At 71.4% G+C, this 21742-nt stretch carries 17 protein-coding genes; 15 read left to right on the top strand and 2 right to left on the bottom strand.

What is annotated here, in order from left to right; genetic code table 11:
• The first annotated feature begins 371 nt into the window (after positions 1-371).
• The 11 genes from ACIBEF_RS14125 (at position 372) to ACIBEF_RS14075 (ending at position 15358) form a co-directional block, all read left to right on the top strand.
• Positions 372-3206: a Na+/H+ antiporter subunit A gene (locus tag ACIBEF_RS14125; protein WP_396793758.1), complete on the top strand. Its 2835-nt coding sequence runs from the start codon at positions 372-374 to the stop codon at positions 3204-3206.
• Positions 3207-3261: 55 nt separating this feature from the next.
• Positions 3262-3741: a Na(+)/H(+) antiporter subunit C gene (locus ACIBEF_RS14120; protein WP_396793757.1), complete on the top strand. Its 480-nt coding sequence runs from the start codon at positions 3262-3264 to the stop codon at positions 3739-3741.
• Positions 3741-5246, top strand: coding sequence for a Na+/H+ antiporter subunit D (locus tag ACIBEF_RS14115; RefSeq protein ID WP_396793756.1), 1506 nt, complete (start codon positions 3741-3743; stop codon positions 5244-5246). The genes ACIBEF_RS14120 and ACIBEF_RS14115 overlap by 1 nt, the downstream gene beginning before the upstream one ends.
• Positions 5243-5854, top strand: a complete 612-nt coding sequence (locus ACIBEF_RS14110; protein ID WP_396793755.1) for a Na+/H+ antiporter subunit E — start codon at positions 5243-5245, stop codon at positions 5852-5854. Before ACIBEF_RS14115 ends, ACIBEF_RS14110 begins: the two co-directional genes overlap by 4 nt.
• A complete protein-coding gene (locus tag ACIBEF_RS14105) occupies positions 5851-6114 on the top strand; it encodes a monovalent cation/H+ antiporter complex subunit F (RefSeq protein WP_396793754.1) in 264 nt (87 codons plus the stop codon). Before ACIBEF_RS14110 ends, ACIBEF_RS14105 begins: the two co-directional genes overlap by 4 nt.
• The gene (gene mnhG, locus ACIBEF_RS14100) at positions 6114-6443 is read left to right on the top strand and encodes a monovalent cation/H(+) antiporter subunit G (RefSeq protein WP_396793816.1); all 330 of its coding nucleotides are present in this window, start codon (positions 6114-6116) and stop codon (positions 6441-6443) included. The genes ACIBEF_RS14105 and mnhG overlap by 1 nt, the downstream gene beginning before the upstream one ends.
• A gap of 178 nt (positions 6444-6621) precedes the next feature.
• A complete protein-coding gene (locus tag ACIBEF_RS14095; RefSeq protein ID WP_396793753.1) occupies positions 6622-8844 on the top strand; it encodes a fibronectin type III domain-containing protein in 2223 nt (740 codons plus the stop codon).
• Complete coding sequence (locus tag ACIBEF_RS14090; RefSeq protein WP_396793815.1) at positions 8774-11638, top strand: fibronectin type III domain-containing protein; 2865 nt, start codon at positions 8774-8776, stop codon at positions 11636-11638. The genes ACIBEF_RS14095 and ACIBEF_RS14090 overlap by 71 nt, the downstream gene beginning before the upstream one ends.
• Before the next feature lie 200 nt (positions 11639-11838).
• Positions 11839-13194 carry a hemolysin family protein gene (locus ACIBEF_RS14085; protein ID WP_396793752.1) on the top strand — a complete coding sequence of 452 codons (1356 nt, stop codon included), beginning with the start codon at positions 11839-11841 and terminating at the stop codon, positions 13192-13194.
• A complete protein-coding gene (locus tag ACIBEF_RS14080; RefSeq protein WP_396793751.1) occupies positions 13191-14255 on the top strand; it encodes a hemolysin family protein in 1065 nt (354 codons plus the stop codon). The genes ACIBEF_RS14085 and ACIBEF_RS14080 overlap by 4 nt, the downstream gene beginning before the upstream one ends.
• A 173-nt stretch (positions 14256-14428) precedes the next feature.
• Complete coding sequence (locus ACIBEF_RS14075; protein WP_396793750.1) at positions 14429-15358, top strand: sporulation protein; 930 nt, start codon at positions 14429-14431, stop codon at positions 15356-15358.
• A gap of 422 nt (positions 15359-15780) precedes the next feature.
• Here ACIBEF_RS14075 and leuE read toward each other — a convergent pair whose 3' ends face one another.
• Complete coding sequence (gene leuE, locus ACIBEF_RS14070; protein ID WP_357234420.1) at positions 15781-16452, bottom strand: leucine efflux protein LeuE; 672 nt, start codon at positions 16450-16452, stop codon at positions 15781-15783.
• Positions 16452-17696: a bifunctional pyridoxamine 5'-phosphate oxidase family protein/GNAT family N-acetyltransferase gene (locus ACIBEF_RS14065; protein WP_396793749.1), complete on the bottom strand. Its 1245-nt coding sequence runs from the start codon at positions 17694-17696 to the stop codon at positions 16452-16454. Before ACIBEF_RS14065 ends, leuE begins: the two co-directional genes overlap by 1 nt.
• A 36-nt stretch (positions 17697-17732) precedes the next feature.
• On the opposite strand from ACIBEF_RS14065, the gene ACIBEF_RS14060 reads away from it, so the two are divergent.
• From ACIBEF_RS14060 to ACIBEF_RS14045, 4 genes are all read left to right on the top strand, one after another.
• Entirely contained in the window at positions 17733-19073 is a 1341-nt protein-coding gene (locus tag ACIBEF_RS14060) for an aminotransferase class I/II-fold pyridoxal phosphate-dependent enzyme (protein WP_396793748.1), read from the top strand.
• Positions 19074-19433: 360 nt separating this feature from the next.
• Positions 19434-20138: a UdgX family uracil-DNA binding protein gene (locus tag ACIBEF_RS14055; RefSeq protein ID WP_396793747.1), complete on the top strand. Its 705-nt coding sequence runs from the start codon at positions 19434-19436 to the stop codon at positions 20136-20138.
• Between the two features lie 422 nt (positions 20139-20560).
• Complete coding sequence (locus tag ACIBEF_RS14050) at positions 20561-21049, top strand: flavin monoamine oxidase family protein (protein WP_396793746.1); 489 nt, start codon at positions 20561-20563, stop codon at positions 21047-21049.
• A 102-nt stretch (positions 21050-21151) separates the two neighbouring features.
• Entirely contained in the window at positions 21152-21742 is a 591-nt protein-coding gene (locus ACIBEF_RS14045; RefSeq protein ID WP_396793745.1) for a hypothetical protein, read from the top strand.

The following is a 21742-nucleotide window of genomic DNA, read 5'->3' as shown; positions in this document are numbered from 1 at the left end:
GCACCACAACTTCGTGATCGACCGGAGGGCGCTGCTTGCTTTCCGCGATCTTGCACTTCCTGTCGTGGCATAGCGGGCATTCTCCGCGAGTCGACGACCGAAAGTGCAAGATCGGCGCGAGCGGGGGAGGGCGGGGGAGGGCGGGGAGCGCCCGGGCCGGGCCGGGCCGGGCCAGGCCGGGCGGGGCCGGGCGGGGCCGGGCCGGGCGACCGAGGGTCCCCGGCTGGGGACGATCAAAAAGGTAACGGGGTGGGGTTGGGGCTTGGGGGGCGAATTCTGGCAAAACCGCCCGGCGGGGGAGGAACTGGCGTCTGATCGCTGCTAGGCGCCACCGCTGCCACGGGCGTCGGCCATGTCGATCGGGAGCGCAGGTGCTGGTACTGCTCATCCTCCATCTCGTGGCGGCCCTCGCCGCGCCCCTGCTCGTCCGCCGGTGGGGTCCGCGTGCGTGCTACCCGCTGGCGCTCGCGCCGGCCGCCGCGTTCTGCTGGGCGGTGGCTCGCACCCCGGCCGTCGCCGACGGCGGGGCGGTGGTCGAGACGTACCCGTGGATCCGGCAGTTGGGCCTCGACATCGCCTTCCGGCTCACCACGCTGTCCTGGCTGATGACGCTGCTGATCGGCGGCGTCGGCGCGCTGGTGCTGGTCTACAGCGCCCGGTATTTCGCTGCCGGTTCCAGCGGGCTGGCGCGGTTCGTCGCGGTCCTGGTCGCCTTCGCTGGCGCGATGCTCGCGCTGGTCTTCGCCGACGACCTGCTGCTGCTCTACGTGGGCTGGGAGCTGACCACGATCTTCTCGTACCTGCTGATCGGGCACAGCACCGAACGGCGGTCCAGCCGTTGGGCGGCGGCGCAGGCGTTGACAGTCACCACGCTGGGCGGACTCGCCATGCTGGTCGGTTTCATCATGCTGGGCGAACATGCCGGCACCTACCGCTGGTCGGAGATCAGCGAACAGCCTCTGCCCGGCGGCGGGTACCTGGTGGGCGCCGTGCTGCTGATCCTGGCCGGCGCGCTGTCCAAGTCGGCGGTGCTGCCGTTCAGCTCGTGGCTGCCGGTCGCGATGGCGGCACCCACGCCGGTCAGTGCCTACCTGCACGCTGCCGCCATGGTCAAGGCCGGTGTCTACCTGGTCGGGTTGCTCGCGCCGGTGCTCGCTACGGTCGGCCCGTGGCGGCCGCTGGTGCAGGTCGCCGGCGTGGCGACCATGCTGCTCGGCGGGTGGGCCGCGCTGCGTCAGACCGACCTCAAGCTGCTGCTGGCGTACGGGACGGTCAGCCAGCTCGGCCTGCTGGTGGCGGTGACCGGCTCGGGCACGCCCGACGCCGCGCTGGCCGGCACCGCGATGCTGCTGGCGCACGCCCTGTTCAAGGCGGCGCTGTTCCTGGTCGTCGGCATCATCGACCACGGTGCCGGCACCCGTGACCTGCGCGAGCTGTCCGGGGTGCGGCACTGGTCCCGGCCGCTGTTCGTGGTCGCAGTGCTGGCCGCGGCGTCGATGGCCGGTGTGCCGCCGCTGGTCGGCTTCGTGGCCAAGGAGGCGGTGTTCGCGGCGTTCACCGACCAGCCGGTGCTCCTCACCGGCCTGGTCGCCGGGACGGTGCTCACCGTCGCGTACAGCGCCCGCTTCCTCTGGGGCGCGTTCGCCGACCGGCCGGGTGTGGCGCCGGTCCCGCCGGGGTCGATCGCCGCGTCGATGCTGGTCCCGCCCGCGGTGCTCGCCGGTGTCGGTCTGCTCGCCGGTCCGGCCGCGAGCGTGCTGGACGACCTGCTGCGCCCGTACGCCGATCTGCTCGGCGGTGTCGACGCGCACCTGGCGCTCTGGGCCGGACCGACCCCGGCGCTCGGCCTGTCCGTGCTGGCGCTCGTCGGTGGCGGTCTGCTCTTCGCCGTGCGCGGGCCGCTCGCCCCGGTGCTGGCCCGGCTCCGGTCACCGGTGGGGGGCAACCAGGGGTACGAGTGGGTGGTCGGCCGGTTCGACCGGCTGGCCATCGAGGTCACCAGCGCGACCCAGCGTGGCTCGCTGCCGCAGTATCTGGGCATCATCCTGGTGACGCTGGTGCTGGTGCCGGGTGCGGCGATGCTTTCCGCCAGCCCCTGGCGGGCGCGGATTCCACTCTGGGACAGCGCGCTGCAACCGGTGGTCGTCGTGGTGATCACGGTGGCGGCGGTGCTGGCGGTCGGCGCCCGTCGCCGGTTGACCGCGATGCTGCTGGTGGGCATGACCGGCTACGGCACGGCGATGTTGTTCGTGCTGCACGGAGCGCCCGACCTGGCGCTCACCCAGTTCCTGGTGGAGACCGCGACGATCGCGGTCTTCGTGCTGGTGCTGCGTCGCCTGCCGGAGCGGTTCTCGGCCCGCCCGCTGCGCCGTACCCGTTGGGTCCGTCGGGTGATCGGGGTGGCGGCGGGGGTGGTGGCCGCCGGGTTGGCCCTCACCGCCGTCGGGGCACGCCGGGCGCCGGACATCTCCGCCGCCTTTCCGGATCTGGCGGTGGTGCACGGGTACGGCCGCAACGTGGTCAACGTGACCCTTGTCGACATTAGGGCCTGGGACACGATGGGCGAGCTGGCGGTGCTGGTGGTGGCCGCGACCGGGGTGGCCAGCCTGATCTTCGAGCGCTCCCGCACCGGGCCGCGGCCGCGCCGGCCCGGTGCCGAGCAGGAGGAGGGCGGACGGGGCCGGCCGGTGTGGCTGCGCGGTGGCCCCACCCTCTACGAGGAGCGCCGCTCGATCGTGTTGGAGGTGGTCATCCGGCTGATCTTCCACACCGTGGTGCTGTTCTCGCTGTTTCTGCTCTTCTCCGGGCACAACGCGCCGGGCGGCGGGTTCGCCGGCGGGCTGGTGGCGGGTCTCGCCCTGGTGGTGCGCTACCTGGCCGGCGGCCGGTACGAGCTGACCGAGGCGGCCCCGATCGGGGCCGGCGCGATTCTCGGCGCCGGGCTGGCCATGGCGGTGGGCAGTGGTGTGGTGGCGCTGCTGCTCGGCGGGTCGGTGCTGGAGAGCGCGAAGGTCGACCGAACCCTGCCCCTGATCGGCGACGCCCATCTGGTCACGTCGCTCTTCTTCGACATCGGCGTGTACCTGGTGGTGATCGGGTTGGTCCTGGACATCCTGCGCAGCCTCGGTGCCGAGGTGGACCGGCACATCGAGGCCACAGGAACGGCCAGCGGCGGGTTGGCCGTCGACAAGGGGGACCGGGCGTGAGCGCGAGGGGTGAGCCGGGTTTGCGAGCCCCGCAGTCGCGAACAGGGGTGGCGCGGTGACGGCGAGCGGTGCGGGGCCGACGTTGGTGCTGGTGCTCGCTGTCGCGGTGCTGGTCGGGTGCGGGGTGATCCTGTTGTTGGAGCGCAGCCTGACCCGCATCCTGCTCGGGGTGATCATGCTCGGCAACGGCGTGAACCTGTTGATCCTGTTGGGCGGGCGGTCGGGTGCGGCGCCGATCGTCGGCACGGGACCGGTGGAGCGGATGAGCGACCCGCTGCCGCAGGCGATGGTGTTGACCTCCATCGTGATCACCTTCGGGTTCACCGCGTTCCTGCTCGCTGTGGCGTACCGCAGTTGGTATCTGTCCGGCGACGACGAGGTGCCCGACGACCTGGAGGACAGGCAGATCATCCGCCGGGCCGTGCGCAATGAGGTGGGTGCGGTCGATCACGGTGGGGAGGGCCCGAACGGAGACCCGGAACAGGTCGATCCCGAGCCGGCCCGCCGACGGCTACGGCGCGGGGACGAGTCGTGATGCGCGCCCTGGTGCCGCTGCCGGTGGTGGTGCCGCTGCTCGGTGCGGCGCTGACCCTGCTGCTGGCCGGGAAGCCCCGGATCCAGCGCGCGATCAGCGTGCTGTGTCTGGGCGGCACGCTCACGGTGGCGGTGGTGCTGCTGGTGCAGGCGTACCGGTACGGGCCGGTGGTGGTGGCGGTCGGGGGGTGGCCGGCACCGGTCGGAATCGTCCTGGTGGCCGATCAACTGGCCGCGCTGATGGTTGTGGTCTCGTCGGCGGTGACGCTGTGCGTGTTGCTGTACTCGGTGGGCCAGGGGCGCAGCGACACGAGCGAGACCGCCCCGGTGTCGATCTTCCACCCGACGTACCTGGTGCTCACGGCGGGTGTCACGAACGCGTTCCTGGCCGGTGACCTGTTCAACCTCTTCGTCGGGTTCGAGATCCTGCTGGCCGCCAGCTTCGTGCTGATCACCCTGGGGGGCACGGAAACCCGGATCCGGACCGGATCGACGTACGTGGTGGTCAGCATCCTCTCCTCGATGATCTTCCTGACGTCGGTGGGACTGGTGTACGCGGCCACCGGCACGCTCAATCTCGCCCAACTCGCCCAGCGTCTCGACGACCTGCCCGGCGGTGTCCGACTGGCCCTGGAGCTGATGTTGCTACTGGCCTTCGCGATCAAGGCGGCGGTGTTTCCGCTGTCGGCCTGGCTGCCGGACAGCTACCCCACCGCACCGGCTCCGGTCACGGCCGTCTTCGCGGGTCTGCTCACCAAGGTGGGCGTCTACGCGATCATCCGTACCGAGACGTTGCTGTTTCCGGGTGGGCGTGCCCACATCCTGCTCATGGTCGTCGCCGGGCTGACCATGGTGATCGGCATCCTCGGTGCGGTGGCCCAGTCGGACCTGAAGCGCCTCTTCTCGTTCACCCTGGTCAGTCACATCGGCTACATGATCTTCGGGGTGGCGTTGAGTACCGTTGCCGGCCTCTCCGGCGCGATCTTCTACGTGGTGCACCACATCACCATCCAGACCACGCTGTTCCTCGTCGCCGGCCTGGTCGAGGAGCGCGCCGGCAGCACCGACCTGCGTCGTATCGGCGGGTTGGCCCGGGTGGCACCGCTGCTGGGTGTGCTCTTCTTCATCCCGGCCATGAATCTCGCCGGAGTACCACCGTTCTCCGGCTTCCTCGGCAAGCTCGGCCTGCTCCAGGCCGGGGTGGCCGCCGGCGGGCCGCTGCCCGGGGTGCTGGTCGCGGCCGGCACGCTGACCAGCCTGCTCACCCTGTACGTGGCGTCCCGGGTGTGGAACATCGCCTTCTGGCGCGCGCCCCGGCTGGCCACCAGCGAGCCGGTGATCCAGCTGCCGAGGCTGATGGTGGGCGCCACAGTGGCCCTGGTCGCCCTCGGGCTGGCGTTGACGGTGCTGGCCGGTCCGCTCTTCGACGTCACCACCGACGCGGCCTCGGACCTGCGGCTGCGCACCCCGTACGTCCGTGCCGTGCTGCCGGGCGGTGTGCCGTGACCGGCCCTCCGGAGCCGGCTCGGGACACCCCCGGGCCCGCGACGGTGGGGCGGGGCCGGCTCGGGCGCTGGCGGGACCAGGCGGTGGCGCTCGGTTGGCTGGTGGTGGTCTGGATCCTGCTCTGGGGTGACGTCAACTGGGCCAACCTGATCGGTGGCCTGTTGGTGGGTGCGGCCGTGCTGGTGTTCTACCCGCTGCCGGCGGTCAGCTTCGGTGGCCGGTTGCGACCGTGGGCGCTGCTGGTGTTCGCGGGCCGGTTCGCCGTCGAGCTGGTCAGCGCGAGCCTGCACATCGCCCGGATCGCCGTGCAGCCCGGCTACCGACCGCGCGGGGCGATCATCGCGGTCCGGTTGCGGGTGGCCACCGACCTGAACCTGGCGCTCACCGCCGAGGCGGTCTCGTTGGTGCCGGGCACGTTGATCCTCGAGGTGGACCGGGACTCCGGAACGCTCTACCTGCACGTCCTGGACACCCACGGTCCCGGGGACCTGGACGTGGCCCGGGCCCGCACGCTCACCGTCGAGCAGCGGATCGTCCGCGCGGTCGGCTCCACCAGCGAACTGCGCCGACTCGACGTCACCTCACCCGAGAAGGGAACCCGCCCGTGACCACCTTCCTGGCCGTCGTCCTCACCGCACTGCTGTCGGTCACCGCGCTCCTCGCGCTGGCCCGCCTCTACCGTGGCCCGTCACTGGTCGACCGGGTGATCGCCGCGGACATGCTGCTCGCCACGATGGTCGCCGCGGTGGGCGCGGAGGCGGCGGTCAACCGGCACGCCACCACGCTGCCCGTGCTGGTGGCGCTCTCCCTGCTCGGCTTCGTGGGCTCGGTGTCGCTGGTCCGCTTCGCCGTTAGGGAGCAGCAGTGATCGCGACGATCGCGGACTGGCTCGGCGCCGGTTGTCTGGTGGCCGGCGCGTTGCTCGCCCTGGCCGCCGGGATCGGCGTACTGCGGTTCCCGGACGCGCTGTCCCGGATGCACGCCGCCACCAAGCCGCAGGTGCTCGGGGTGCTCCTGTTGCTGCTGGGCATCGCGTTGCGGCTGCGGTCCCCGGCGGACCTGGGCATGATCCTGCTGGTGGCGGTCTTCCAGTTGGCCACCGCGCCGGTCGCGGCGCAGATGATCGGGCGGGCCGCGTACCGGTCGGGGCGCCTTGACCGGAGCCTGCTCGACGCCGATGAGCTGGCCGACCGGTGACCCGACCCGGCCGCCCCGACCCAGCCGGAGGTGTGGTCACCGGGCCGATCGTGCCCTGCGATTAGCACACACTCTGTTCCATCTCTAGATGTATACGTATCTATGCATCGCCTGAACGTCTCTTGCTGCCTTGAATCGACCGCTGTGACGATGTGCGCCTCACAACGGGAGACACAAATTGAAGAGACATTCGCGGGCCCGGACCCGTGTCGCTGGCGCACTCGTCGGTGCGGTGACCCTCGGCCTGCTGGTCGGCGTGCCCCCCGGGCCTGCCGCCGCCGCCCTGCCCGAAGGCGGGATGTCGGCCGCCGCACTCAACACCGAATTCAACTCGTACGGCGACACCGGCGGCAAGTGGACGAGTGGAGACAGCACCGTCTCGATCCCGCTGCCGGACGGCCGTAACGCCTGGCTGTTCTCGGACAGCCTGATCGGCACCGTCAACGCAGACCACACTCTGCCGAAGAACACCCCGATGGTGAACAACTCCATCGTGGTGCAGGACGGATCCGACCTGGTCCAGACACTGCACGGCGGCTCGGCCGCCGCACCCGCCTCGCTCGTCCGTCCGACCGATGGCAGCGCCGACAAGTACTGGGTCGGCGACGGCACTGTCGAGAGTGGCGTGCTACGGGTGGTCTACCAGCGGATGAAGACGACGGGCACCGGGCCGCTGGACTTCGCCCAACTGGACAGAGCCGTGGTCACCTTCGACCTGCCGGCGCTCACCGTGCGAAGCATCGTGGACCGGGGCTACGGCAACAGGATCGCCTGGGGTTCAGCGGTGCTCGAGGACGGCGCGTTCACCTACATCTACGGGGCCGAATCCGTTGGCCAGATGCGCTTCGCGCACGTCGCCCGGGTACCGGCCGGCGGACTCTCCGGTGCCTGGCAGTTCTGGACCGGCAGCGGCTGGTCCACGGCCCAGGGCGATTCCGCTCGGGTGCTCTCCGGCGTTGGCGCCGGTTTCGGCATGCAGAAGGTGGGCGGCAACTACGTTCTGGTCACCCAGGAGAACAACCTGATCTTCTCGGCCGACTTCGTGGCCTACACCGCCAGCTCGCCCACTGGGCCCTTCGCCGGTCCGTTGCCGTTGTTCACCGCCCCGGAACCGGCCACCATCCCGGGCAGCATCGTGTACGACTCCCGTGTGCACCCGGAGTTGGCACGTGCCGGGAAGCTGTTGGTGTCGTACAACGTCAACAGTCTCGTCGCGGACGCCGTCTACGCCGACGTGAGCACCTACCGGCCCCGGTTCGTCGAGGTCGACTGGCCCCGGCCCACTCCCGATCCGACCGCGGTGCCCGCCGCGCCCACCGCCCTGACGGCGCAGGCCGACAGTAGCGGCGCGGTCAGCCTGCGCTGGCAGGCGCCCGCCGGCACCGCTTTGACCTACGAGGTCCACCAGCGGGACGTGACGGCGGGGCAGACCCACTTCGCGCGGGTCTCCACCGGGATCACCGGGACCTCCACCGCGCTGAGCGTGTTCTACGAGACCGGCCACGCCTACGAGTTCAGGGTCGCGGCCCGCAACACCGCCGGGGCCGGACCGCTCTCCCCCCTCGCCACGGTGACCGTCACCATCGGAGTGCCCACGGCGCCGACCGGTCTGGTGGCGGCCGCCGCCGACGGCGGTGCCATCACGCTCAACTGGAACACCGTTCCGAACGTCTGGCGGTACGAGGTCTACCGGCGTGACATCACCGCCGGCGAGACCGAGGCCAGCCGGCAGTGGGACTCCTCCCCGCAGGACACCACTCTCACGATGAACGGCCTGGAGAACGGCCATCAGTACGCGTTCCAGGTGGTGGCCGTGCACGGCGGCGGCGAGTCGCCACGGTCGGTCGAGGTGACCGCGACAGCGTTCTACAGCAGACCGTCGACGCCCACCGGGCTGACCGCCACCACCCAGACCACCGGCGACATCAAACTCCAGTGGACGCACACCAACAGCACCGACTGGTTCTACGTCTACCAACGCGACGTGACCGCCGGCGAGACGGACTTCACCAGGCTGGAGTGGCCGGTCGACACCTGCTGCACGATGACCGCGGGCGGCCTGGCCAACGGGCACACCTACGAATACAAGGTCACCGCCCTCGGCAAGGGCGGTGAGTCGGCGCAGTCCGGCGTGGCCACGGCGACCGCGCAGCGCCCCCTTCCGGCCACCCCCCACCGCCCTGGCCGCGGCCGCGCAGGCGGACGGCAGCATCAAGCTCACGTGGCAGCAGTCGCAGCCCGAGGTCTGGTTCCAGGTGTACCAGCGCGACGTCACGGCCGGCGAGACGGACTTCACCAGACTGGAGTGGCCGGTCGACACCTGCTGCACGATGACCGCCGGCGGTCTGGTCGACGGGCACACCTACGAGTACAAGGTCAGCGCGCTCGGTGCCGCCGGTGAGTCACCGACGTCCGCCGTCGCCTCCGCGACCGCGGACATCGCGGCGCCCGCCGCCCCGACCAACCTGCGGGCCACGGCCGGGAACGGCCAGGCGGTGTTGACCTGGGACGGTGTCGCCGACAACTGGCACCTGGTGTACGTGCGGGACGTGACCGCCGGCGAGACGGTGTTCAACCAGCTGGAGTTCCCGGTCACCACCTGCTGCACGATGACGGCCGGTTATCTCACCAACGGCCATCGCTACGAGTTCAAGGTGACCGCCAGCGGGTCGGGCGGGGAGAGCACGGCGAGCAACGTCGTCGCGGTGACGCCGACGGCCCCGCTGCCCGCGGCCCCCAGCGCACTGACCGCGACGGCCCAGGCCGACGGCACCATCAAGCTGGCCTGGACGGCTCCCGGCCCGGATCTCTGGTACCAGGTCTACCAGCGGGACGTCACCGCCGGCGACGCCGCTTTCACCAAGCTCGCCACCCCGGTCACCAGCTGCTGCACGATGACCGCTGGCTATCTCACCAACGGCCACTCGTACGAGTTCAAGATCGCCGCGATCAACTCCGGTGGTGAGGGCCCCACCGGAAACGTGGTGTCCGCGACGAGTAGCCAGCCCCGTCCGGACGCACCGACCAACCTGCGCGGTCAACCGGCCGGGTCCGGCACCATCGAACTGAACTGGGACGCGCCGGCGTCCGGCCTCTTCTACTGGGTCTACCAGCGCGATGTCACAGCGGGGCAGGTCACGTTCACCAAGTCCTCGCTGCCCAGCAGCACGAACTCGGCGACCCGGGGCTATCTGGCCGACGGCCATGTCTACGAGTTCAAGGTGACCGGTGAGAGTCAGGGCGGGGAGGGTGTCGCCTCGGCGACCGTCCGGGTCACCGCAGTGGGCGGGGTGCCTCAGGCGCCGGGTGGGCTGACGGCCACCGCCGGCGACGGCAAGGTGATCCTCAACTGGACGGCCAGCCCGACCGGCGGTTCCTGGTACCAGGTCTATCTGCGCAACGCGAGCGCCGGCCAATCGTGGCAGAAGGTGGGCACTCCGGTCACCACCTGCTGCACCATGACCGCCGGTTACCTCACCAACGGCGATGTCTACGAGTTCAAGGTCACCACCATCAACGGCGCCGGGGAGTCCACGCCGACGTCGGTGGCCAGCGCCAAGCCCCTGCCACCGGTACCGGCCGCACCGTCCGGCCTGACCGCGACGTCGGGGGACGGGAAGGTCGTCTTGAACTGGACGGCGAGCCCGACCGGCGGCGTCTACTACGACGTCTACCTCCGCGACGTGACCGCGGGACAGTCCTGGCAGAAGGTCGCACTGCCGGCGACCTGCTGCACGATGACCGCGGGCTACCTCACCAACGGTCACCGCTACGAGTTCCGGCTGGCAGCCAGCAACATGGCCGGTCAGTCGGCGACCAGCAACGTCGCGGCGGCGACCCCTCTCCCGCCGTTTCCCCAGGCGCCGTCCGGCCTGACCGCCAGTGCCGGCGACGGCAAGGTGACGCTGCGATGGACGGCCAGCTCCACTGCGAAGGTGTACTACCTCGTGGAGTACCGGGCCTCCGGCGCGGCGAACTGGACCCGGCTCAAGTTGCCGGTCACCCAGTGCTGCACCTTCGTGGCCGGGTACCTCGGCAACGGCACGACCTACGACTTCCGGGTACGGGCCACCAACCAGGCGGGAGACAGTTCTCCGAGCAACACCGCGTCGGCCCGGCCCATGCCGCCGTTCCCGCAGGCGCCGTCCGGGCTGAGTGCGGCGGCCGGGAACGGCAAGGTGACGTTGACGTGGACCAGGAGTTCGACGCCGAACGTCTACTACCTGGTCGAATACAAGACGAGCACCTCGTCGACCTGGACCAGGGTCAAGGTGCCGATCACGTCGTGCTGCACCTTCGTGGCCGGCTACCTGGGCAACGGCACCACGTACAACTTCCGGGTGCGGGCGACGAACATGTCCGGTGACAGTTCTCCGAGCAACGTCGCCTCGGCCAAACCCATGCCGCCCGTGCCCACGCGCGTGTCGTCGCTCTCCGCCAGCTCCAACGGGGTCAGCCAGGTGAGCCTGAGCTGGACCAGGAGCAGCACCCCCGGGGTGTACTACTGGATGGAATACCGGACTGCCGGGGATTGGCACTGGATTCGTCTGCCACTGCCTGCCACGGGCACCTCCGCCGCCCTGAGGTACGGATTCTCGGACGGCGAGTTGCACGAGTTCCGGGTGGTCGCCTTCAACATGTCCGGGGAGAGCGCCGACTCCCCGATTGCCGAGGCGGTCGTCCAACGCTCGGAGTACGCGAGGACCCGCGGCGGAAACGACATCAACGGCAGTAACCTCGTCGCCACCCGGGTGTTGGGGGGCGGAAGTTGGTGTGACCCGGGCTTCGGCTCGCGGGTGTGCTACGGCACCTCCCCGGCAGGAGATCAACCGGCAACCGTCGGAGACTACTTCTTCTATGGTGGGAGCGAGAGTTCGTACCGGTCCCGACTGCGGTGTGAGGCGTACAAGCGGGCGAACATCCGCTTCGGCTACGGACGGACCTCCGCCGACATCAGGGGCCCGGATCTCCCACGGCACGAGGTCATCCATTCCGACGCGTACTCGCGATACCTGTCCGCGGCGAACTTCCTGGCGGACTACGGAATCCAGTCGGCCTACTCGAGACTGACGACCGGGAACAACTACGAGGCGAACAGGTTCGAGAAAGAGGCCAATCTCTACTGGGGCGGATACTTCGTCTTCGATACGGGGCGTCGCTACGGCGGTACCTCCGAGTGCAACTGGTTGTACTGACGCCGCACCGACGCGGCGGCCGGCCCCGGACTCCGTCCGGGGCCGGCCGCCGGCATCGCGACCATCTTTCAGCGGCCCTCCAGCCGGGGTGGATAAAATGGCGGCATGATCGACTCTTCTGCCCAGGAGGGCAGCAGTAGCCAGCCGGGTCGTGCCCGGCATATCCCCGTACCGACGACCCCGGGAGCCCTGAGCAACCCGTGTTGATCGTCGTTGGTCTCCTTCTGATCATTGTTCTCACTGCCGCCACCGGCTACTTCGTGGCGCAGGAGTTCGGCTACGTCGCCGTGGACCGGGGCAAGCTGCGCCAGCTCGCCGACGACGGCGATCCGGCCGCCGCTCGGGCCCTGACCGTCACCAGCCGGCTCTCCTTCATGCTCTCCGGCGCCCAACTCGGCATCACCGTCACCGCACTGCTGGTCGGTTACGTCGCCGAGCCGTACCTGGGCGGCGGGCTCGCCGACCTCCTCGGCGTGGCCGGCGTCAGCGAGGCGGTCAGTCTGCCGCTGTCGGTGGCGTTGGCCCTGGTCATCGCCACCATCGTGCAGATGGTGCTCGGTGAGCTGGCCCCGAAGAACCTGGCCATCGCGCGGGCCGAGCAGTTGGCCCGCGCGCTGAGCCGCTCCACCCTCGTCTACCTGGCCGTCGCCGGGCCGCTGATCCGGCTCTTCGACCGGGCATCGGTCCGGCTGCTGCGCCGCATCGGCATCGAGCCGATCGAGGAGCTGCCCAGCGGCGCCACCCCGGCGGACCTGGAGCAAATCATCGCCGAGTCCCGCGAGGAGGGCAGCCTCGACGCCGAGATGTCCACGCTGCTCGACCGAGGTCTGGACTTCCGCGAGTTGACCGCCGGCGAGGCCATGGTGCCCCGCGTCGACGTGCACACCGTCCGGGCGCACGAACCGGTGAGCCGGGTGGTCGAGCTGCTGGACACCGGCCACTCCCGCTTCCCGGTACGCGGTGCGGAGGGCGTCGACGACCTGCTCGGCATCGTCGGCATCGCCGACGTGCTCGGCGTACCCCCGGGAGAGCGGGCCACCACACCGGTGAGCGCGGTGGCCGGGCCGCCGCTGCTCGTACCGGAGACGTTGCCCCTGCCCACCGTGCTCGACCGCCTGCGGTCCGGGCACCGGCAGATGGCGTGCGTGGTCGACGAGTACGGCGGCTTCGCCGGCGTCATCACGCTCGAGGACATCGCCGAGGAACTGGTCGGCCCGATCCGCGACGAGGACGACCCACCGGACCGGGCACCCGCCCGGCAGGACGACGGGTCCTGGGTGGTGCCGGCCCGCTGGCGGATCGACGAGGTCGCCGACAGCACCGGCATCGCCCTGCCCGAGGCCCCCGAGTACGACACCCTGTCCGGGTTGGTGATGCGGGAGCTGGGCCGGGTGCCCGAGGTCGGTGACCGATTGGAGATCAGCCTGCAACCCGAGGGCGCGGATGGCGAAGTCAACGAGGCGGAGCCCCGGGCGCTGGTCGAGGTGCTGGCCGTGGACCGGCACGTGGCCGACTCGGTGCGGTTGCAGCTGACCAAACCCGAGGTGACCGCATGAGCCCCGGGATCGCGCTGTTCAGTTCGGTGATCCTGCTGGCGTTGAACGGGTTCTTCGTGGCCGCCGAGTTCGCCCTGGTTGCCAGCAAGCGCTACCGCCTGGAGCAGGCGGCGGCGAACGGTGGCCGGGCGGCACGGGCCGCGTTGGATGGTGTCCGCGAGCTGTCGCTGATGCTGGCCGGCGCGCAGCTCGGCATCACGCTGTGCACCCTGGGTCTCGGCGCGCTGGCCGAGCCGGCGATCGAGCACCTGCTCAGCCCGCTGCTGCACGCGGTGGGCCTGCCGGACGCCGCCAGTCACCTGATCGCCCTGGTCTTCGCCCTCGGGGTGGTGACCTTCCTACACCTGGTGGTGGGGGAGATGGCACCGAAGTCGTGGGCGATCACCGACGCGGAGCGCTCGGCGACGCTGCTCGCGTTGCCGTTCCGCGCCTTCGCCCGGGTTTCCCGGCCGGTGCTCTCCGCGCTGAACGCCCTGGCCAACGCGATCCTGCGGCTGTTCGGCGTCAATCAGCAGGACCAGCTCGCCCAGGTGCACGGCCCGGACGAGCTGCGGATGCTGCTGGAGCAGTCCCGGGAGCACGGGCTGCTCGGTGCTGAGCAGCACCAACTGCTGACCAGCATGCTGGAGTTGCAGGGCACGTCGGTGGCGCAGGTGATGGAACCGTTCGCGACCATGGTCACCGTCCGCCGCGGCGACCCGGCCGAGCGGATCGAGGAGGTCAGCCGGGACAGCGGCCGATCCCGACTCGCGGTGCTCGACGAGGCGGGCGACGTGTGCGGGCTCGTGCACGTCCGGGAGGCGGTACGGGTGGTCACCACCGGCCGGGTCGCCACCGCCGGGGAGCTGATGACCCCCGCGTTCACCCTGCCCGCGACGTCCTCGGTCACCGAGGCGGTGGCGGCGATGCGGGCCCGGCAGTCACAGCTCGCGCTGGTTCGCAACGGCGGTGGCCCCGCCCGGCCGATCGGTTTCGTGGCCCTGGAGGACCTCCTGGAGGAGGTCATCGGGGAGTTCGACGACGAAACCGACACCGTGCCGCGCGGGCGTCGGATGCGCTGACCGCCCGACCCGGCCGTACTGACGAAGTGCGGCCGGGTCGGCGCGTGGCCTGGCGGCTGCTCGGCGGCGGCGGGCTGGCGGCGCTGCTCGGCGGCGGCAAGCGTGAGGTCACTCCGACCGGGTAGGCGCGCCGGGTGGGGCCGGCACGGCCCCGTCCCGGGAGGGGGCGTGCGGTGCGGCTGACGGGAGTGTCCCCGGAGTCCGGTGGGACCGGGCTCTCCGTGCAGACCACGCTGCCCAACCCGAGTACCCGACCGGGCCTGCGCCTGCCCGGGCGGGTGACCCTCGCGGCCGGCCCGGACAACGTGCTGGTGCGGCACATCCGACTCGGCCTGGTCACCACCGTCGAGCCGGACGACCCGTCCGCGCCCCGGCGTCTCATGCAGTTCTTCGACCTGCCGATCGCCGGCCGGTTCGTCGTACCGGCCGGTCGGCGACGGGCTGTCGACTTCGCGTTCCCGCTGCCGTGGGAGACCCCGGTGACCACCTTCGGTGGGGTGCCGCTGCTGAGCCTGCGGATGGGCCTGCGGACCGAGGTGTCGCTCGACCCCGACCTCGACCAGGGGGCCATGGTGCCGGTCTTCGTGCACCCGGTCCCCACCCAGCAGCACGTGCTGGCGGCGCTGGACACCCTCGGCTTCATGATCCGCCAGTCCGGCTTGCAGGAGGGCGGGTTGCCCGGGGTGGAACACACCCTGCCGTTGCACCAACGCTGGGGCTACTGGGTCGGGCCGCTCTACGCCGGCCCGATCACCGAGCTGGAAGTGATCTTCGTGACCAACTCGGCGGGTCTGGAGGCGATCCTCTGGATGGATCGCCGGCTGGCGCTGGCCGGCATCACCCACCAGAGCATTAGCCGGTTCCGGATCTGGCACGAGGGCGCCGACCGGCGGGACTGGGTCGCCACGGTGGACGGCTGGATCCGCCAGGCGATCAACCGGCACGCCGCCACTGCCGCGCACGCCGACTGGTCCGCGCAGATCGCGGGATCGGCCCACGTCAGCCGCCACCCCGACGAGCCGATCCGGCCGGGTTACGGCCTCGGCGGCACAGCCGGCGGCGCCGGCATAGGAGGAGGCGGCTCCGGCGGCGACGGCACCTGACCCCCGCCCCCGCGCCCCCCGCCCCGCGCCGCCGACCCCGCGCCGCCGACCCCGCGCCGCCGACCCCGCGCCGCCGACCCCGCGCCGCCGACCCCGCGCCGCCCGCTCCCGCGCCGCCCGCTCCCGCCCGCTCCCGCGCCGCCCGCTCCCGCGCCGCCCTAAGGCCCGTCAATCATGGAGTCGTGGTGGGATGAAGATCCCGTTTCGCGCCTTTTGTGAGGCACCACAACTCCAAGATCGACGCGTGCGGAGGGCGTGACGTCGCTGACCTCCGCGATCTTGCAGTTTCTGCGCCGACAAATCTGTTCAGAGCGCGCAATTCGACAACCGAAAGTGCAAGATCGCGGGCCGGCGGGCAGGGCAGGGCGGGGCGGGGCGGGGCGGGGCGGGGCAGGGCAGGGCAGGGCCAGCCAGCGCGAGGGTCAGCCGGCGGTGGCGGTGGCCAGTTTGAGGCTGAAGGCCAGGAACAGGGCTGCCACGGCGGTGGTGCCGCCGGCCGCCAGGCGCCGGCGTTGGCGGAACTGGGCGGCCAGGAAGGTGCCCGCGAAGATCAACGCGGTCAGGTAGAGCACGCTGGTCACCTGCGCGATCAGCCCGAGCAGCAGGAACGACAGCGCCGGCCACGCGTAACCGGGGTCCACGAACTGGATGAAGAACGAGATGAAGAACAGGATCGCCTTCGGGTTCAGCAGGCTGATCACCAGCGCCTTGCGGAACGGGCTGCGCATCGCCGCCGGCTCCGCGGCGTCGATGAGCCGCGGCGTGCTCGGGTCGTTGCGGTCGCGCCAGCGCCGCACGGCGCCGAGCAGCATGGTCACCCCGACATAACCGAGGTACGCGGCACCGGCGTACTTGATCACCATGAACAGCGGCGGGTACGCCTTGAGCAGCGACGCCACCCCGGCGGCGGAGAGGAACATCAGCACCCCGTCGCCGACGAACACTCCACCGGCGGCCCGGTAGCCGACCGCGACGCCCCGTTTGGCCGCGGTGGAGAGCACGAAGAGTGAGTTCGGCCCGGGCAGCAGAATGATGGCCACGGTGCCCAGCACGTACGTCCAGATGTCGGTGATCCCCAGCACGCCCGCCATCATCACGCCACCGGTGCCGTCCGCAGAAGTCTTTCTCGCAGCCTGGCCTGTGCGTTCGGCCACTCGTCGACGGTCATTGCGTACTGCACGGTGTCCCGCCAGGAGCCGTCGGGGCGTTGCCGGTGCATCCGCAGCACTCCCTCCCGGGTCGCGCCGAGCCGTTCGATGGCCGCCTGGGAGCGAATGTTGCGGATGTCGGTGTGCCAGGCGACCCGTACCGCGCCCAGGTCGTCGAAGGCCCGGCTGAGCAGCAGCAGCTTCGCCTCGGTGTTGATCCCGGTACGCCACCAGGGCCGGCCGAGGAAGGTGTGCCCGATGGCCACCGCCCGCCGCTGGGGGTCGATGTCGTAGTAGGAGGTGCTGCCCACCACCGCCCCGGTCGCCGCGCACCGCTGCACCCAGGCCACCCGCTCGCCCTGGTGCTGGGCGGCCAGGGCGGTGCCGATCACCTCGGCGGTTTCGGCGGGGACGGTGGGCGGCGCGACGCTGAGGTGCCGCCACACGAGAGGGTCCGCCGTGGCGGCGTGCAACTCGTCGGTGTGGGCCAGTTCCAGCGGCTCCAGCCGAACGTGCTCGCCGTGCAGCGGTACCGGGTCGTGCCAGGGTGTGCGGGGCGTCCGCAGGTACGCCGGCAGCGGCGCGGTGACTCCGGCATCCGGCTCGGGTGCCCCGGCGGTCAGTCGCAGCGGCAGCACGCCGGCCCAGTGCGGGAGGTCCAGGTCGGCCTCGTCCTCGCGGACCCCGCCGGTGCGGGCCCGGACGGACACCTCGCGCAGTGGCAGCGCCAGGACGGCGGTCTCGGCCAACTCGCGCCGGCTGGGCGGACGAGTGGCGGTGCTGCGTCCCGCGCCGACCTTCTCGACCAGCGCGGTGAGCATCGCGAGCTTCTCCCGCTCGTCGGTGACCAGTCGGGCGGTGCCGTGCGCGACGACCGAGCGGTAGTTGGCGCTGTGGTGGAACTGGGAGCGGGCGTAGACCAGCCCGTCGAGAATCGTCACGGCGACGCAGACCGGCAAGCCGTCGTCGCCCCGGGCGGCGAGCAGCGGCCGACTGCCGGTGGAGCCGTGCAGGTAGAGCGTGTCGCCGATACGGACGTGCAGGGTGGGCAGCACCCGTGGCTGGCCGTCCACGGTGAAGCTGAGCGCGCAGTCGTACGCCTCGTCGAGCACGGCGTGGGCGGCGGCCTGGTCGTAGCTCATCTTGTCGCGGGAGCGGTGGGGTGTGGTCCGGGCGGTGGGTGGATACATGCGCTCGCCCCTTTGTTCTAGTACAATCTCTTATTTGTGTCAGCACAGTATCAGCTCATCGGTACGACAGCCGCCGAGATTTCGGCCAGCGTCGAGTCGGGCATCCGTACCGGCGCCCTGTCGCCGGGAGCCGCCCTGCCACCCGTGCGGGCGCTCGCCACCGAGTTGGGGGTCAGCCCCGCCACCGTCGCCCGCGCCTACCAGGAACTACGCCAGCGCGGCCTGCTCGCCACCGCTGGTCGGCACGGCACCCGGGTGCGCCCCCGCCCGCCGGTGGCCGCCCGTCGCTCCGCACTGCGTCCCCCACCGTTGCCCGGCGCCCGGGACCTGTCCCGCGGTGAACCCGACCCCCGCCTGCTGCCCCCGCTGGGCCCGCACCTGGCGGCGCTCGCCAGCGAGAACGGCCCGTCGGTCGGCTACTCCGATGCCGGAGTCCTGCCCGAACTGGCCGAGACGGCCCGCGCCCGGCTGCGCGCCGACGGCGTACCGGCCGGGGAGTTGACCCTCACCGGCGGTGCGCTGGACGGCATCGAGCGGTTGCTCGGCGCCCACCTGCGCCCCGGCGACGCGGTGGCGGTCGAGGACCCGGGCTGGGCCAACCTGCTCGACCTCGTCGCCGCGCTGGGCCTGCGCCCGATCGGCGTGCCAATGGACGACGAAGGGCCGCTGGTCGCCGGGGTGGCCGCGGCGCTCGCCGCCGGAGCGCGGGCGCTGATCGTCACCAGCCGGGCACAGAATCCGACCGGTGCCGCCGTCTCCGCGGCCCGCGCCGAGGCGCTGCGGACGCTCCTCGCCGACCAACGGGACCTGCTGTTGATCGAGGACGACCACGCGGCCGAACTGGCCCTCGTACCCCTGCACCCGCTCGCCGGTGCGACAGCGAGTTGGGCCTTCCTCCGCTCGGTGAGCAAGCCCTTCGGCCCGGACCTGCGGCTGGCGGTGCTGGTCGGCGACGAGACGACAGTGGCCCGGGTGAGCGGCCGTACCCGGGTCGGTGCCGGCTGGGTCTCCACCGTGCTGCAACGCCTGGTGCTCGCCCTCTGGCGGGACCCGGCGGTCACCGAGTTGGTGCAGCGGGCGGCGCAGAGCTACGAGCAGCGCCGCGAGGGGCTGCTCGCCGCGCTGGCCGAACGTGGCCTGACCGCACACGGTCGCAGCGGCATCAACGTCTGGCTGCCGGTCGCGGACGAGACCAGCACTGTGACAGCGCTCCGCGACGCCGGCTGGGCGGTGGCCCCCGGCGCGCTCTACCGGATCGCCGCCCCGCCGGCCCTGCGCATCACCGTCAGCTCCCTGGACACCGCCGACCTGGCCCCGCTGGCCGCCGCCCTGGCCCACGCCGAAAACCCACCCCCCACCCAGGGCTTCCCCACCTGACCCCCGCGCCCCGCGCCCCGCGCCCCCCGCCCCCGCCCCCGCCCCCGCCCCCGCGATCTTGCAGTTTCAGTTGGTGAAATGTCGGGCCTGTGGAGGTTTGTCTGCGCAGAAAGTGCAAGATCGCGGGGATTCGGGACGGCGAGGACGGGTATGCGGGCGCCCGGAGGTGGGGGACATGGCTTCTGGTGGGGCTCGTAAGGGGATCTGGATCGCCATTGCGGTGGCGATCATCATCATCGTCATCGTGCTGATCGCGATCGCGTCCGGCGGCGACGGCGGCGGAAACGGGTACTGACGCGTGCGCCCGGGACGCCGGGGCGTATCCGGCGGTGAGCATCGAACGGGTATATAACAGTCGGCATGGCCGAGCAGACCGGGAGTGCTCCGGGCGCCCAGCGGTTCATCCCGCCCGACGCCGACACCATCGACGACCTGCGCACCGCCGCGGGCGGCTGTCGGGGCTGCGAGCTGTACCGGGACGCCTCGCAGACGGTCTTCGGCCGGGGCGACGAGAGCGCCCGCGTGGTGCTCGTCGGCGAGCAGCCCGGCGACATGGAGGACCAGAAGGGGCTGCCCTTCGTCGGCCCGGCCGGCCGCCTGCTGCGCCGCGCAGTCGACGACGCCGGGCTGGACCCGGGCCACCTCTACCTCACAAATGCCGTGAAGCACTTCCGTTTTGAGCTGCGCGGCAAGCGGCGGATCCACCAGACCCCGGACCAGGCGCACATCACCGCCTGCCGCCCCTGGTTGGTCGCCGAGTTCGCCCGGCTGCGTCCGGAGGTCGTGGTGGTGCTCGGCGCGACCGCCGCCAAGGCGCTGCTCGGCCCGTCCTTCCGGGTCACCCGGCAGCGGGGCGAACTGCTGCCCTGGCCGGAGTCGGCCCAGCATCCCGCGGACTTCGAGCAGGTGCCGGTGGACAACGCCGGACAGCGCGCCGACGCGCCGCAGGCTCGGCTGTTGGCCACCATCCACCCGTCCGCCGTCCTGCGGGCCGACGACCAGGACAAGGCGTACGAGGGGCTGGTCGCCGACCTCACCGTCGTCACCCGCGCCCTGCCTGCCTAGCCGACGACCAGGGCTCACCGCGGCCCGAGCTGGCGACCGGGGCTCACCACGGCCCAGGGACGGCCCACCACGGCTAACGCCGGCGACCGCAGCCGCCCCGGCCCGAGCCGGCGGAAATTGCCGCCCGGGCGGCGCGCCGAGGCGATACCCGCCGGAAACGGCGATGCGTGAACCGCGTAACAGATCCTCTGCAGACTCATGCGAGTCGATCTTGTAGGGGAGGCCGTTATGAGCGATCAGACGCAGTCGATGGTCAGCCGGCGTGGGTTCCTGCGTACGGTCGGAATCAGCGGTGGTGCCGGAGCGATGCTCGCCACGATGGGCACCATGGGGCTGGCCCCCAGCGCGGCGGCTCGGTCACCCCGGCATTCCGGCCGCCGGAACCCTCCGACTTCACTCTCAGCGGGCGGTCGGGCGCCAGCGTGGTCGTGCTCGGCGGCGGCATCGCCGGGCTCACCACGGCGTACGAGTTGGGCAAGGCCGGCTATCACTGCACCGTCCTGGAGGCGCGGCACCGCGTCGGTGGGCGGAACCTGACCGTTCGGGGCGGCGACGTCGAGACCGACCTCGACGGACGCACCCAGCGGGCCGGCTTCTTCGACGGGGTCTACTTCAACGCCGGGCCGGGCCGTATCGCACAGTGGATGGTCACGATGGACTACTGCCGGGAACTCGGCGTACCCATCGAGGTCTTCACGAACCAGAACGCCGACGCCTGGATCTACAACGAGTCCGCCGGGATGACCGAGCCGGTCCGGTACCGCACCGCCAAGGCCGACGTGTACGGCTACGTCTCGGAACTGCTCGCCAAGGCCACCGACCAGGGCGCGCTGGACGCCCGGCAGCACGGCGCGTTCGTCGCGGCGCGTTCGGTGGTCTCCGCACTGCACCAGCGGGTGATGGCGGGCTGACCCTGAGCTGTCCAGATCTTGGACAGTTTCCGTCAGCGGATGACGGAGACTGTCCAAGATCGACGGTGCTTCGCGGATCGAGTGGCTGGGTAACCAGTGTCGATGGACGTTGACAACGGGGAGCGTCGGGTGGGTGTGGCCACCGGGCGCCGCGGGAGATGGAAGCGGTTCTTCGAGCGGGCGCCCGGGTTGCAGCTCATGGCCGTCTACTGGGTGCCGATGACGGTGCTCGTCGGGATGCCGGTGCGCTGGCTCTTCGACCGGCAGGAGTCGCTGGCCGAGGCGGTGCTGAACGGTGCACTGAACGCCGTCTGGATCGGCCCCGCCGTGTACTTCAGTCGGTGGAGCGCGGGCGAGCAGGCCGCCCGGCGCGATCCGGAGGGGTACGCGCTGCGCCAGGCAGTGCACACCAGCACCGTGCCCGCGGACGAGGCCACGCGGGCCATACTGCCCCGCTATCTGGCCGAGCAGCGGCGAGCCACCTGGGCGGCGCTGCTGGCCATCCTGGGCATCTGCCTCGGGCTGGTCCTGCTCGCTCTGCTCGCCGCCGACAACGAGGGGTTCGCGGTGATCTTCGGTGTGGTCGCCGCCGTCAGTGTGGCCGTCGCCGCACGCACCCTGACCCGGATCCGTCGGCTGGCATCCCTGCTGGCCGCGCCCGAACCACCGGAAACACCAGCGTCGCGGGGGTAG

Source organism: Micromonospora sp. NPDC050795 (genome assembly GCF_044456785.1).
Taxonomy (GTDB): Bacteria; Actinomycetota; Actinomycetes; order Mycobacteriales; family Micromonosporaceae; genus Micromonospora.
Note: the sequence above shows the minus strand (reverse complement) of the source record. Positions and strands in the feature narration are given on the sequence as shown.